This window comes from Actinomadura kijaniata NBRC 14229 (assembly GCF_001552175.1).
GTDB lineage: Bacteria > Actinomycetota > Actinomycetes > Streptosporangiales > Streptosporangiaceae > Spirillospora > Spirillospora kijaniata.
The window spans coordinates 21,934-34,972 of the sequence record NZ_BCQR01000043.1 but is presented as its reverse complement, the minus strand read 5'-3'; the positions used below and the strand labels follow the sequence as shown (position 1 = coordinate 34,972).

Below are 13,039 nucleotides of genomic sequence, written 5' to 3'. Positions count from 1 at the left end.
CGGGGCGGCGTGGGCCGCCGGGCCGCCGGTCGGATCGGGAAAAGGGGCTCAGATCCGGTGGGAGGCGGGCGGAGCGCGGCTCCGTGACGGAACGCGGGCGACGGAGCGGACCGCGCCGGGGCGGTCGGCCGCGGCGAGCCGCACCGCCCGGTCCGGGCGCGGGTCCGTCGCGGGCGGCGGGGTCGCCTGGTCCTGGCCGCAGCACGGGGCGGCCACCAGGTGCCGCAGCACTGCGACGGTGAATTCCGCGCGGTGGTGGTCGGCGCGGTGATGGTGGGCGCGGGGGCGGGACGAACGGACGCGGGCGGCGTTCCCGGCGCCCGCCTGCGCGGGCCCGACGCGCACGCCGGAGGCCGCCGGGGCGGTCGCGCCGGCCGCCGGGACGACCATGAAGCCCAGCAGCCCCAGGGCCACCAGCAGCAGCCGCGCCAGCCGGCCCCGCTCCTCGGGATGGGGCGGGCGCGCACGGGAGCCGGGCATGTGCCTCACTCCCCTCGGCGGCCGGACGGTCACCGCCACGCTACCCCACATCGATGATCTTGTGGCGCGGGAGCGGCGAGTCCCCTCCCGTGCCCTCTCCCGGCCGCCCTGGCAACCCCGGCCCACGAACGTGTCCCCATCCGGCCAGTGCCGCCCCGCCTCCCCCGTGTTGCCTGGATCACAAAGCCGAATTACTTTCGGGTAACCCCCCGCAAATCTCCACAAAGGAGTACAAGGTGGCACGTATCAGACAGTCCGTCCTGGCGTCCGCCGTGGCCCTGGCCACCGTCGCCCTGGTCGCTCCCCCCGCCTCCGCCGCCACCACCACGATCCGCAAGGGCTCTGCCACCGCCGCCCCCTACGCGGGCAACGTCCGCGCCTCCCTGCTCGGCAACGCGACGGTGTCCACCTCCCTGGGCGGCGGCTCCTGCAACCGCTCCACCATGACCGGGTCCGTCAACTCCGACGGCACCGGCATGACGATCACCCAGGCGGCGTTCACCAACGACCCCGGCCCCGCCTGCCCCGGCGACACCGGAAGCGTCACGGTGACCACCCAGAACCTGCCCTGGAGCGGCGGCAGCGTCGTCTACGACGCCGCGCACACCGGCGGCCGGGACGCCGTCGTCACCATCGCCAACTTCCGCGTGCGGGCCGTCGCCAGCATCCTGGGCGGCATCACCTGCTACTACGGCGGCAACCTGGTCGCCAACGGCTACAACCCCGACAACCCGAACCGCCCCGTCACCTCGGTCGCCCAGGCCCAGGTCGGCGTGAACAACGCCACCGTCGCCCGGCAGAGCGGCGGCAGCTTCCTGTGCCCCTCCACCGCCACGGTGACCGCGACCTACACGCTCCAGGGTGAGACCGCCCCGGGCACGTTCAACCAGACCCTCTACGTGACGGGTTCGTGACGGAACGGCCTCCCGTGGACCGACGGGCCGCCCCCGCGTCCGGGGGCGGCCCGTTCGCTCACCCGCCCGCCCGCGTCGCCGCCAGCGGCCCGGCGACCGCCAGGACCAGCACGTACCCGGCGACGAACGGGGGCAGCCGCGCGTCCAGCCCGACCGCCGCCATCGACGCCAGCACCAGCGCGAACGCCCCGCCGAACCCGGCGGCGGCCTCGGCGAACCCGGCGGCGCCGCCCAGCACGGGTTGCAGCACCGCCAGGTACAGCGCCAGGAACGCCTCGCCCAAAGCGATGAGAGCTTCGGCGAAGTGGATGGATCTACCTCCGGTCGGGGAGGTGACAGGGACGTCAGTGGCCCTGGACGACCGGAGGCGCGCGAGCGCTCGGCCCGGTGAGGAGGACGGCGGTGGCGACCGGCGCGACGGCGCCCTGCGGCGGCGCGCGGCCGGGCGGGACCAGGTGGAGGCCGTCGGGCGGCGGCAGGGACGGCGGCGCGCCCGGATGGTCCGCGGGCGCGGCGGCCTGCGCGTGGTTGGTGATGAGGACGGGATCGGCGTGCTGGTGGTCGGGCGCCGCGGCGTCCGCGTCCGCCGTCGCGGCGACGGCTCCCGCGCCGACCTGGGCGGGGGCGTCCGGGAACGGCTGGTAGACCAGGCCGAGCAGGGCGGACAGGCACAGCGGGAGCGTCGGCGCGACCAGATCCGGCCGTCTCCGCACCCGCACTCTCCGTCCGCATCGGGATCATCACGGGGCCGGAAAGGCGGACGGGCCGCCCCCGTTCCGGGGGCGGCCCGCCATCGCGGTCCTGACGGAGGTCAGCAGCCGATCAGCTGCGCGGCCAGGAAGGACTCGACCTGGCTGAGCGAGATGCGCTCCTGGCTCATGGTGTCGCGCTCGCGCACGGTCACCGCGTCGTCCTCCAGGGTGTCGAAGTCGACGGTCACGCAGAACGGCGTGCCGATCTCGTCCTGGCGGCGGTAGCGGCGGCCGATCGCGCCGGCGTCGTCGAAGTCGACGTTCCAGTGCTTGCGCAGCTGGGCGGCCAGGTCCCGCGCCTTCGGGGACAGGTCGGCGTTGCGCGACAGCGGCAGCACCGCGACCTTGACCGGGGCCAGGCGGCGGTCCAGGCGCATGACGGTGCGCTTCTCCAGCTTGCCCTTGGCGTTGGGCGCCTCGTCCTCGGCGTAGGCGTCCATCATGAACGTCAGCGTGCAGCGGTCCACCCCGGCCGCGGGCTCGATCACGTAGGGGACGAAGCGCTCGCCGGCCTCCTGGTCGAAGAACGACAGGTCGGTGCCGGACGCCTTGGCGTGCGTGGACAGGTCGAAGTCGGTGCGGTTGGCGACGCCCTCCAGCTCGCCCCACTCGCTGCCGACGAAGTCGAAGCGGTACTCGATGTCCACGGTCCGCTTGGAGTAGTGCGACAGCTTCTCGGCCGGGTGCTCGTACAGCCGCAGGTTGTCCTTGCGGATGCCGAGGTCGGTGTACCACTGGAAGCGCTGGTCGATCCAGTACTGGTGCCATTCCTCGTCGGAGCCGGGCTTGACGAAGAACTCCATCTCCATCTGCTCGAACTCGCGGGTCCGGAAGATGAAGTTGCCCGGGGTGATCTCGTTGCGGAACGACTTGCCGATCTGGCCGATGCCGAACGGCACCTTGCGGCGCGCCGACTGCTGCACGTTCAGGTAGTTGATGAAGATGCCCTGCGCGGTCTCCGGGCGCAGGTAGGCCAGGCCGGTCTCGTCCTCGACCGGGCCGAGGTAGGTCTTGAGCAGGCCGTTGAACATGCGCGGCTCGGTGAACGAGCCCTTGACGCCGCAGTGCGGGCAGGTGATGTCGGCCAGGCCGCCCGCCGGGGCCTTGCCGTGCTTCTCCTCGTAGGCCTCTTCGAGGTGGTCGGCGCGGAACCGCTTGTGGCAGGACTGGCACTCGGTCAGCGGGTCCACGAACGCCTGGACGTGGCCGGACGCCTCCCACACCTCGCGGGCGAGGATCACGCACGAGTCCAGGCCCACGACGTCGTCGCGGCCCTGCACCATGGACTTCCACCACTGGCGCTTGACGTTGTTCTTCAGCTCCACGCCGAGCGGCCCGTAGTCCCAGGAGGCCCGCAGGCCACCGTAGATCTCACTCGACGGGTAGACCAGGCCCCGCCGCTTGGCGAGGTTGACGATCGTGTCCAACACGTCGGAACGGCGTGCCATGAGCATTCTCCATCCGGCTGGCGGTCGGCGGGATTGTCCGTACGCCCGCGAGGCCGCGCGTGGCGGCTGAGCGAGTGAGAGATCCCCGGTTTCGGCTGTGGAGCGCGCGGTCCCCCCGCGCTCCCTGCGCTTTCCCAAAAGCTTAGAGCACCAGGGCGAGGTCGCAGACGACAACCCGGCGGATCCGCGCGACCCCGCCCCGTCACATCGGCTCGGGGGACGCGGCTCAGTAGACGCGTCCGTCGACGGAGTTGCTGTCGATGTTGATCGTGACGCCGCCGTGGCGTTCGCGGTGCGGGCCCCGGTACTGCTTGATGCGGCGGTGCGGGGGCCACCACTCGGGCGGCAGCGCCGGGTCGGCGTAGACGCTGTCGTCGCCGTCCCAGCGGGCGTACCAGATCGCCCGGGGCTTGGCGATGCCCCTGGCCCGGCCCAGGTCGACGATGCCGGAGCCCACGCTGCTGTAGACGCCCGGGACGTAGCGCCGGGCGCGCAGCGTGCGCGTCCAGGAGTCGAGGAAGCGCAGCACCGCGTTCCGGCAGGAGGCGTCGCGGCTGTTGTAGGCCTCCATGTCGAAGTAGATCGGCTTGCGGCGCGGGATGCCCAGCAGGCGGGCGCGGCGGGCCGCGTCGCGGGCGGCCGCGGCGCCCTCGGCGGCGGCGTCGCGGGCGGTGAAGCGGTGCCGCTTGAACTTCGTGCAGGGCGCCTGGAGCCCCACGTAGGTGGGGATGAGGCGGTAGCCCATGCGCCGGGTCTGCCGGACCCAGGAGCGGGTCAGGTTGGGCTGGGCGCAGCCGCGCGCCGCGCCGCCGATGTAGATGTTGGCGATGCCGTAGGCGCGCCGCCAGGCGGCCATGGCCCGCAGCGAGGGGGCGGCGCAGGTGTCGAACCCCCTGCCCCTCGCCCAGCGCTTCTCGCCGGTGCCGGACGGTGGCCGCCAGGCGAGGTCGGGGACGGGCTGCGGGACGGCGCGCCGGAACGCCGCGGGCGGCTCGGCGGGCCAGGAGCCGGTGAGGCGGATGGAGCGGATGACGTTCTGCAGCGCCTCCGGGGAGTCGCCGTAGGAGCCGTTGACCGTGACGCCCGCCTCCGGGACCGCGAACCGGACCTCGTTGCCCGCGCCGGGCCGCAGGGTGTGGCGGGCCAGCCGGTCGGCGCGGACGGCGGCGCGGCGCCGCGCCGACGGCTCGCCCCGCGGCTCGACGTGCAGGGTCTCGGTGCGGCCCACCAGGCGGGCCGGGCAGTCGGGCTGCTCGCCCGGGGTCCCCAGGTAGAGGGCGTTGCGGTCGAGGCGGACGCAGCGGTCGGGGTCCCGGTCGAGCCGGTGGACCTCCCATCCGGCGGGCACCGGGATGCGCAGGCCCCGGTACTCGACGATCCGCGGGGCGGGCGCGGAGCGGGCGGCGGCCGGCGTCGCCTCGGCGAGCAGGGTCGCGACCATCCCCGTTCCCAGCAGTCCCGCGAGCAGAGCGGCGTGCGGCATCGACATCTCCCCCGTCATGATCCCGTGACGGGCCTAGTGATGACCATGGCCGCGCGCGGCGAAACGAGGCGCGCGGGTTCTTTGACGGGCGTTGACCGGCGTTGACCGGCCCTGGGTCAGCGGGAGGCCACGACCTCGTAGGCGCCCGGCTCGTCCACCGCCAGGGCGGCCAGGGGGATGAACCGCAGCCGCACGTCGTAGACGCCGAGGGCGCGGCGGTAGAAACCCGCGCCCTCCCACTCGGTGACCAGGGCCCACAGGTCGGGGTCGTCGACGGTGCGGGCCAGCCGGCCGGAGCGGTAGCCGGGACTGGCCGCCAGGGTCTCCAGCACGGCGTCCATCTCGGCGGCGAACGTCTCGGCGCGGTCGGCGGGGACCCGGTACCGGGTGATGGCGAGCATGCGCCCATCCTGGCAGGCCCGGCGGCGGCACGGAGCCGGGGTCCGGTTCGCCCCGCTTTTGACAATCATTTTCATTTTCGTGCACACTTGAACCGTGTTGACCTCCCGAAAGCGCGTGCGCGCCCTCCCGCTGACCGTCGTCTCCGTGCTCGCCCTGGCGGGCCTGACCGCCTGCGGGGACGCGGGCGGCAGCGGCTCCGGCGGTTCCGGCGGCTCCGGTGACAAGATCCGCGTGGCCGCGTCGTTCTACCCCATGGCCTGGCTCGCCGAGAAGGTCGGCGGGACCGACGCCGCCGTGCAGACCCTCGCCAAGCCCGGCGCCGAGCCGCACGACCAGGAGCTCACCGCCCGGCAGGTCGCCGACGTGGGCCGCGCCAAGCTCACCCTGTACGTCAAGGGGGTGCAGCCCGCCGTGGACGAGGCCGTCGCCAAGCACGCCAAGGGCGACAAGGCCCTGGACGCCGCGAGCGTGGTGAAGACGCTGGCCCCGCCGGCCGAGGACGAGCACGCCCACGAGCACGAGCACGGCGCGGAGGGCCACGAGCAGGACCACGGCGGCGCCGGGTCCGACCCGCACATCTGGCTGGACCCGAACCGCATGGCGACCGTCGCCGACGCGCTCGGCAAGCGGCTGGCCGTCCTGGACCCCGCGCACGCCGCCGGTTACCAGTCGCGCGCCGCCGCCGTCGCCAAGCAGCTCACCGACCTGGACGGCCAGTTCAAGACCGGTCTCGGCGCCTGCAAGCAGAAGACGATCGTCACCGCGCACGCGGCGTTCGGCTACCTGGCCGACCGGTACGGCCTCAAGCAGGTCTCGATCGCGGGCGTGGACCCGTCCAGCGAGCCCTCCCCCAAGCGGCTGGGCGAGCTGACCCACGAGATCCGCGAGGCCAAGGCCACCACCGTGTTCACCGAGACCCTGGTGAGCCCCAAGGTCGCCGAGACCCTGGCGCGCGAGGCGGGGGTGAAAACGGCGGTGCTGGACCCGGTCGAGGGAATCAAGGAGGGGTCCTCCGACGATTACCTCTCCGTGATGCGCAAGAACCTGGACACCCTGCGGTCCTCCCTGGAGTGCAAGTGACCGAAGCTCCCCCCTTCGCGATGACCGGCGGCCGCGTGCGGCTGGACGGCCGCGAGGTGCTGCGCGGCATCGACCTGACCGTGCGCGCCGGCGACGTGCTGGCCGTGCTCGGTCCCAACGGCGCGGGCAAGTCCACCCTGATCCGGGCGCTGCTCGGGCTGCTGCCGCTCAGCGAGGGCCGCACCGAGATCTACGGCCGGCCGCCCGCGCGGTTCAAGGACTGGAAGCGCGTCGGCTACGTGCCGCAGCGACTCCCGATGGGCGGCGGCGTGCCGTCCACGGTCCGCGAGGTCGTCTCGTCGGGCCGGGTCGCGCGGCAGTCGCGGTGGCGGCCCTCCTCGGCCGCCGACCGCGCCGCCGTGGACCGGGCGCTGGCGGCCGTCGGCCTCGCCGACCGGCAGCGGGAGAGCGCGCACCTGCTGTCGGGCGGCCAGCAGCAGCGGGTGCTGATCGCCCGCGCGCTGGCGGGCGAGCCCGACGTGTTCGTGCTGGACGAGCCGACCGCCGGGGTCGACGCCGCCAACCAGGAGGCCCTGGCCGACACGCTGGGCACGCTGGTCGCCGGGGGACGCACCGTCGTGCTGGTCGCCCACGAGCTCGGCCCCATGGAGCCGCTCGTCACCCGCACCGTGCACCTGGACCACGGGCGGATCCTGCGCGAGGAGAGCCCCCTGACCCCCCGGAGCGCCGCGTGATCGAGATGCTGCAGTACGACTTCATGCGGATCGCCCTGGTCATGGCGGTCCTGATCGGGCTGACCGCCCCGGCGGTGGGCACGTTCATCGTGCAGCGCAGGCTGGCGCTGCTGGGCGACGGCATCGGCCACATCGCCCTCACCGGCATCGGCCTCGGCCTGCTCACCGGCAACTCCCCCGTCCTGGGGGCGCTGGCGGTGTCGGTGCTGGGCGCGGTCGCGATCGAGGTGCTGCGCTCCCGCAGCCGCAGCGGCGCGGACGTGGCGCTGGCCGTGCTGTTCTACGGCGGCCTGGCCGGGGGCGTGCTGCTGACCAACGCGCAGGGCGGCGGCGGCGCGAGCCTCCAGTCCTACCTGTTCGGCTCGATCAGCAGCGTCACCGTCACCGACCTGTACGTGGTCGTCGGGCTGGCGGTCGTGGTGCTCGGCATCGTGGCCGTGTTCGGCCGCGAGCTGTTCCTGCTCAGCCAGGACGAGGACGTGGCGCGCGCCTCCGGCCTGCCGGTGCGGTTCCTGTCGGTGCTGATCGCCGCGACCGCCGCCGTCACGGTGGTGATCGCGATGCGGGCGATCGGGCTGCTGCTGGTGAGCGCCCTCATGATCGTCCCGGTGGCGGCGGCGCAGCAGGTGACCCGTGGTTTCCGGAGCACGATGATGCTCGCGATGGGGATCGGTGTACTGTCGGCGGTGACCGGCCTGGCGGGCTCGTTCCGGTACGACCTGCCGCCCGGCCCGTCGATCGTGCTGCTGGCCCTGGCGGTCTTCGCCGTCGCGGTCGTCGGGGGAACGGCGCTGCGCCGCAGGCGGGCCGCCCGGGGAGCGCTCGGACGGGCCGGTGCGACGCCGGCGCGCACGAAGGTGGACGCCGAGGCGGAGATGCTCGGGGGATGACGGAGGTGCTGGAGTGACCACGGCCCGCCGGAACGCGGTGCGACAGGCCCTGGCGGGCTGCGACGGGTTCCGCAGCGCGCAGGAGATCTATGCCGACCTGCGCGCGGACGGCTCCAAGATCGGCCTCACCACGGTGTACCGGGCGCTCCAGGCGCTCAGCGACGCCGGTGAGGTCGACGTGCTGCGCACCGACGACGGCGAGCAGGTCTACCGCGCCTGCCGGACCGAGGAGCACCACCACCACCTGGTGTGCCGGGGCTGCGGACGCACCGTGGAGGTCGCCGGGCCCGCCGTCGAGAAGTGGGCCGACGCGGTCGGCGCCGAGCACGGCTTCGTGAACATCACCCACACCGTCGAGGTCTTCGGCACCTGCGGCGACTGCGCGAGCCGGAACAACTGATCCACTTCCCGGGAAAAACCGCCCCGCGACGCGTCGGGGCGTTCCGTCATGGGGAACAATCGGCGGTATGGCTACGACACGTACCGCTAACGCGCACTGGGAAGGCTCGCTGATGGAGGGCCAGGGCACCGTGTCCCTGGACTCGTCCGGGGTCGGCAGCTTCGAGGTCAGCTGGCCCGCGCGGGCCGAGGCCGCCAACGGGAAGACGAGCCCCGAGGAGCTCATCGCCGCCGCGCACTCGACCTGCTACTCGATGGCGCTGTCGCACGCCCTGGCCGGGGCCGGGACGCCGCCGGAGAAGGTCGACACCAAGGCCGACGTGACGTTCCAGCCCGGCGAGGGCATCACCGGCATCCACCTGACCGTCCGGGCCAGCGTGCCGGGGCTGTCGGCGGCCGACTTCGAGAAGGCCGCGCAGGGCGCCAAGGAGAACTGCCCGGTCAGCAAGGCGCTGGCCGCCACGAAGATCACGCTGGACGCGGCGCTGGCCTGATCCGCCGTGGGAGGGGCGGCCGCCCGGCCGCCCCTCTTCCCTTTTCTAGCGGGGAACGCTGCGCCGCCCGTCCACCGCGATCGGGGTCTCGCCGCCGATCGCGAGGTGCCGGGAGTGGCGGGGGCGGCCGCCCGGGCCGGCGACCGCGCGGTGCTGGGTGGCGCGGTTGTCCCACAGCGCCACGTCGCCGGGCGACCAGCGCCAGCGGACGGTGTTCTCCGGGCGGGTCACGTGGTCCTGGAACAGCCGCAGCAGCGCCGCCGAGTCCGCCTCCTCGCTCAGCCCCGCCACCCGCCACCCGAAGCCGCCGAGCAGCAGGGCGCGTTCCCTGGTCTCGGGATGGACGCGCACGAGGGGGTGCTCGGTCTCGGCGGGCCCGGTGTGCACGACCCACAGCCGGTCGGCCAGCTCGCGCAGCTCGACGGGCAGGCCGTCGTAGGCGGCGGCGGTGTCGGCCCACTCGGTCTCGCCGCCGCTCCGCGCCGTGTCCGGCGGCGGGCCGTCGCCGCGCGCGGGCGCCTCCGTGGCGTGCGCGATGCCGAACCTCGGCGGGTACAGGCTGAAGCTGGCGTCGGTGTGCCAGTCGTCCAGCTCCGGGTGGACGGCGGTGTCGCCGAGCAGGCGGGCGAACGCCTCCAGCCCGGCGGCGTCCAGGTGGTGCTGGGCGCGGAAGAACAGGACCTTGTGCCGCAGCAGGGCGACGTGGAGGCGTTCGTGGGTCTGCTCGTCCAGGTCGGGACACAGGTGGACGCCGCGCACCTCGGCTCCGACGCGACCGGTCAGCGGAGCGAGCCAGGACGGCCGCGCGCCGTCGGGGTGAACGGGGTCCAACACCTGACGTGTCATGGTCCGACGGTAGGCCGCCCCCGCCATTAAATCAACTTAACAAGTAGGAATTATAGAGTGTCGGCCGAGAGAGGGGCCGGTACCCGCGCGCGGGCACCGGCCTCCCAGCTCAGAACGGGTCCGGAACGCGGTCAGGACGCCGGGGCGGGCTCCACCGGGTTCGGCATCGCGCCGCCGTAGCGCCGGTCACGGCTGGCGTAGATCTCGCACGCGTGCCACAGGTGGCGCCGGTCGAAGTCGGGCCACAGCGTGTCCAGGAACACCATCTCCGCGTACGCCGACTGCCACAGCAGGTAGTTGGAGATCCGCTGCTCGCCCGAGGACCGCAGGAACAGGTCCACGTCGGGGATGCCCGGCTCGTCGAGGTAGCGCGCGAACACCTTCTCGGTGAGCTTGTCGGGGTTGAGCCGGCCATCGCGCACGTCGCGGGCGATCGCCGCCGCCGCGTCGACGATCTCGGCCCGGCCGCCGTAGTTCACGCAGAACTGGAGCGTCAGCACGTCGTTGTCCCGGGTCATCTCCTCGGCCGTCTCCAGCTCGGCGATGACGCTGCGCCACAGCTTCGGGCGACGCCCGGCCCAGCGCACCCGCACGCCCATCGCGTGCAGCTGGTCGCGGCGGCGGCGGATGACGTCGCGGTTGAAGCCCATCAGGAAGCGCACCTCGTCGGGCGAGCGCTTCCAGTTCTCGGTGGAGAAGGCGTAGGCCGACAGGTAGGGGACGCCCAGCTCGATCGCGCCCATGATCACGTCGAAGAGGGAGGTCTCCCCCATCTTGTGGCCCTCGGTGCGCGGCAGCCCCCGCTCCTTCGCCCAGCGCCCGTTGCCGTCCATCACGATGGCCACGTGCCTCGGGATCAGGTCCGCGGGGATCGCGGGGGGACGCGCGCCGTCCCTGTGGGGCTCCGGCGGCGTAACGGCCCTTCTCAAACTGGCTCCCTGTCGTTGCTCGTGCTGTCGTCGGTCCCGCGCTCCACGTGCCGCAGCGACCGGATCCCGTGCTCCAGATGCCATTGCAGGTAGGCCGCGACGAGGCCGCTGCACTCTACCCGGTGGCGTCCCTCGCTCCCGTCGGCGTACTCCCAGTCGCCGCGCAGCAGCGCCAGCATCAGCTGGAACGTCGGCGGCGCGGGCGTGGCCGAGCCGGGCGGACGGCAGCGGGCGCACACCGCGCCCCCGGCCGCGATGGCGAAGCCCCGCAGCTGGCCGCGCTCGCCGCAGCGGCAGCACTCGTCCAGGGCGGGCGCCCAGCCCGCCACCGACAACGACCGCAGCAGGAACGCGTCCAGCACCATGCGCGGGTCGTGGCCGCGTTCGGCCAGCGTCCGCAGGCCGCCGACCAGCAGCAGGAACTGCCGCAGCGCCGGCTCGCCCTCCTCGCTGGTGAGCTTCTCGGCGGTCTCCAGCATCGCGGTGCCCGCCGTGTACCGGGGATAGTCGGTCACCAGGGACTCGCCGTAGGGCCGCAGCGTCTCCGCCTGGGTGATCAGGTCGAGCGAGCGGCGCTCGTAGAACTGCAGGTCCACGTGGGTGAACGGCTCCAGCCGCGCCCCGAACCGCGACTTGGTCTTGCGGACCCCCTTGGCGGCGGCGCGGATGCGGCCGTGCCGCCGGGTCAGCACCGTCACGATGCGGTCGGCCTCCCCCAGCTTCTGGGTGCGCAGCACGATGCCTTCGTCCCGGTAGAGCGTCACCCGTCCATTCTCCCGCACGCGCGGCGGTGGGTCGTTCGCCGGGAACCGCCCGCTCGTCACGGAACGTGACCGGAAGAGGACGGACCAGGGCCCGGGAAACCGTGGCCTGAATCACATCCAGGTGGCAGGTTCGTAGCCATGAGATGCACCATCGTGCCGCCCCACATGCTGGAGAACGTCGCGCGAGGCGACGACCCCGCCCTGCGCGACCTGGCCCGCCGGACCCTCGCGCTGTCCTCGGCCCAGCGCACCGAACGCCGGGTGCTGCCGGTCGAGTCTCCCCCGCCCACCGAGGACTTCGTCCCCGACCGTACGATCAACGACGCCCAGAACCGGGAGACCCTGCCCGGCGAGACCGTGCGCGCCGAGGGCGATCCGGCCACCGGCGACCGGACCGTGGACCAGGCGTACGAGTGGCTGGGGGTGACCTTCGACTTCTTCGAGGCCGCCTACCGGCGCAACTCCATCGACGGCGCCGGCCTGAAGATGATCTCGACGGTGCACTACGGCCGCGACTACGACAACGCGTTCTGGAACGGCGAGCAGATGGTGTACGGGGACGGCGACGGGGTGCTGTTCACCTCGTTCACCGGGCCGCTGGACGTCACCGGGCACGAGCTGGTGCACGGCGTCACCCAGTACACCGCGAACCTGGAGTACTACGGGCAGTCCGGGGCGCTGAACGAGTCGGTGTCGGACGTGTTCGGCTCGCTGATCAAGCAGTGGCACCTGGGCCAGACCGCCGACCAGGCCGACTGGCTGATCGGGCAGGGGCTGCTGGCCGAGGGCGTCAACGGCGTGGCGCTGCGGTCGATGAAGGAGCCGGGCACCGCCTACGACGACCCGCGCCTCGGCAAGGACCCGCAGCCGGGCCACATGGACGACTACGTGGACACCTACCGCGACAACGGCGGCGTCCACATCAACTCCGGCATCCCCAACCGCGCGTTCCACCTGGCCGCGACCGGGATCGGCGGTCACTCCTGGGAGAAGGCCGGGCGGGTCTGGTATGACACGTTGACCGGCGCGGACCTGACCCCGACGATCGACTTCCAGGGGTTCGCCCGCGCCACGCTCGGCGCCGCGACCCGGCTGTACGGCTCCGACGGCGCCGAGACGGCGGCGGTGAGGAACGCGTGGTCGGGGGTAGGCGTTCGGGTGTGAGCATCCGGAGGTGAGGCAGGGCCATGAAGGTCACGGTGACCCGCAGCGGGGGCTTCGCGGGTATCGAGAGGCGCGGCGAGTCCGACAGCGAGCGCGATCCCCTGCTGTCCCGGCTGGTGGACCGGGTCGACCTGGGCTCCGTGCCGCCGCCCGGTCGGATACCCGACCAGTTCCTGTACGAGATCGACATCGACGGCGCGCACGCCGTCGTCGGCGAGGCCCAGCTGAGCGGGCCGCTGCGGGAGCTGGTCCACCATGTGCTCGGCCGGGCGCACTGACCTCCCCGTCGGGGTGTCCGC

17 protein-coding genes are annotated in these 13,039 nt (G+C 73.3%); 8 read left to right on the top strand and 9 right to left on the bottom strand.

The window, feature by feature from the left end; translation table 11 throughout:
• Nucleotides 1–48 precede the first annotated feature (48 nt).
• The gene (locus tag AKI01S_RS15485) at nt 49–480 is read right to left on the bottom strand and encodes a hypothetical protein (RefSeq protein WP_067817139.1); all 432 of its coding nucleotides are present in this window, start codon (nt 478–480) and stop codon (nt 49–51) included.
• Nucleotides 481–716: 236 nt separating this feature from the next.
• Between AKI01S_RS15485 and AKI01S_RS15480 the strand changes: the two genes are divergently transcribed.
• Nucleotides 717–1,394 carry a hypothetical protein gene (locus AKI01S_RS15480; RefSeq protein ID WP_067817135.1) on the top strand — a complete coding sequence of 226 codons (678 nt, stop codon included), beginning with the start codon at nt 717–719 and terminating at the stop codon, nt 1,392–1,394.
• 58 nt (nt 1,395–1,452) lie between these two features.
• Here AKI01S_RS15480 and AKI01S_RS52810 read toward each other — a convergent pair whose 3' ends face one another.
• The 5 genes from AKI01S_RS52810 to AKI01S_RS15455 form a co-directional block, all read right to left on the bottom strand.
• Nucleotides 1,453–1,677, bottom strand: coding sequence for a hypothetical protein (locus AKI01S_RS52810; protein WP_067817132.1), 225 nt, complete (start codon nt 1,675–1,677; stop codon nt 1,453–1,455).
• Between the two features lie 61 nt (nt 1,678–1,738).
• Entirely contained in the window at nt 1,739–2,107 is a 369-nt protein-coding gene (locus AKI01S_RS15470) for a hypothetical protein (RefSeq protein ID WP_067817131.1), read from the bottom strand.
• Nucleotides 2,108–2,205: 98 nt separating this feature from the next.
• The gene (locus tag AKI01S_RS15465) at nt 2,206–3,594 is read right to left on the bottom strand and encodes a glycine--tRNA ligase (RefSeq protein ID WP_067817128.1); all 1,389 of its coding nucleotides are present in this window, start codon (nt 3,592–3,594) and stop codon (nt 2,206–2,208) included.
• Between the two features lie 226 nt (nt 3,595–3,820).
• Entirely contained in the window at nt 3,821–5,077 is a 1,257-nt protein-coding gene (locus AKI01S_RS49195; RefSeq protein WP_218009692.1) for a DUF1906 domain-containing protein, read from the bottom strand.
• A gap of 116 nt (nt 5,078–5,193) precedes the next feature.
• On the bottom strand, nt 5,194–5,478 hold the full coding sequence (locus AKI01S_RS15455) for an antibiotic biosynthesis monooxygenase family protein (RefSeq protein ID WP_067817121.1): 285 nt from the start codon (nt 5,476–5,478) through the stop codon (nt 5,194–5,196).
• Between the two features lie 94 nt (nt 5,479–5,572).
• On the opposite strand from AKI01S_RS15455, the gene AKI01S_RS15450 reads away from it, so the two are divergent.
• The 5 genes from AKI01S_RS15450 to AKI01S_RS15430 all read left to right on the top strand — a co-directional run bounded on the left by AKI01S_RS15450 (nt 5,573) and on the right by AKI01S_RS15430 (nt 9,037).
• Nucleotides 5,573–6,559, top strand: a complete 987-nt coding sequence (locus tag AKI01S_RS15450; protein ID WP_083999626.1) for a metal ABC transporter substrate-binding protein — start codon at nt 5,573–5,575, stop codon at nt 6,557–6,559.
• Nucleotides 6,556–7,254 carry a metal ABC transporter ATP-binding protein gene (locus AKI01S_RS15445; RefSeq protein WP_439951670.1) on the top strand — a complete coding sequence of 233 codons (699 nt, stop codon included), beginning with the start codon at nt 6,556–6,558 and terminating at the stop codon, nt 7,252–7,254. The genes AKI01S_RS15450 and AKI01S_RS15445 overlap by 4 nt, the downstream gene beginning before the upstream one ends.
• Complete coding sequence (locus AKI01S_RS15440) at nt 7,251–8,144, top strand: metal ABC transporter permease (RefSeq protein ID WP_067817112.1); 894 nt, start codon at nt 7,251–7,253, stop codon at nt 8,142–8,144. Before AKI01S_RS15445 ends, AKI01S_RS15440 begins: the two co-directional genes overlap by 4 nt.
• A gap of 13 nt (nt 8,145–8,157) precedes the next feature.
• Nucleotides 8,158–8,544: a Fur family transcriptional regulator gene (locus AKI01S_RS15435; RefSeq protein ID WP_067817109.1), complete on the top strand. Its 387-nt coding sequence runs from the start codon at nt 8,158–8,160 to the stop codon at nt 8,542–8,544.
• 67 nt (nt 8,545–8,611) lie between these two features.
• Nucleotides 8,612–9,037: an OsmC family protein gene (locus AKI01S_RS15430; protein ID WP_067817106.1), complete on the top strand. Its 426-nt coding sequence runs from the start codon at nt 8,612–8,614 to the stop codon at nt 9,035–9,037.
• Between the two features lie 45 nt (nt 9,038–9,082).
• On the opposite strand, the gene AKI01S_RS15425 is transcribed toward AKI01S_RS15430, so the two are convergent.
• The 3 genes from AKI01S_RS15425 to recO form a co-directional block, all read right to left on the bottom strand.
• Nucleotides 9,083–9,883, bottom strand: coding sequence for a TauD/TfdA dioxygenase family protein (locus AKI01S_RS15425; protein WP_067817103.1), 801 nt, complete (start codon nt 9,881–9,883; stop codon nt 9,083–9,085).
• Between the two features lie 131 nt (nt 9,884–10,014).
• Nucleotides 10,015–10,812: an isoprenyl transferase gene (locus AKI01S_RS15420; protein WP_067817100.1), complete on the bottom strand. Its 798-nt coding sequence runs from the start codon at nt 10,810–10,812 to the stop codon at nt 10,015–10,017.
• Nucleotides 10,809–11,576, bottom strand: a complete 768-nt coding sequence (gene recO / locus AKI01S_RS15415) for a DNA repair protein RecO (protein WP_067817097.1) — start codon at nt 11,574–11,576, stop codon at nt 10,809–10,811. The genes AKI01S_RS15420 and recO overlap by 4 nt, the downstream gene beginning before the upstream one ends.
• A 138-nt stretch (nt 11,577–11,714) precedes the next feature.
• On the opposite strand from recO, the gene AKI01S_RS15410 reads away from it, so the two are divergent.
• Together AKI01S_RS15410 and AKI01S_RS15405 are read left to right on the top strand one after the other, a co-directional pair.
• Nucleotides 11,715–12,740, top strand: a complete 1,026-nt coding sequence (locus tag AKI01S_RS15410) for a M4 family metallopeptidase (RefSeq protein WP_067817094.1) — start codon at nt 11,715–11,717, stop codon at nt 12,738–12,740.
• 23 nt (nt 12,741–12,763) lie between these two features.
• The gene (locus AKI01S_RS15405) at nt 12,764–13,018 is read left to right on the top strand and encodes a protealysin inhibitor emfourin (RefSeq protein WP_067817091.1); all 255 of its coding nucleotides are present in this window, start codon (nt 12,764–12,766) and stop codon (nt 13,016–13,018) included.
• Nucleotides 13,019–13,039 lie beyond the last annotated feature (21 nt).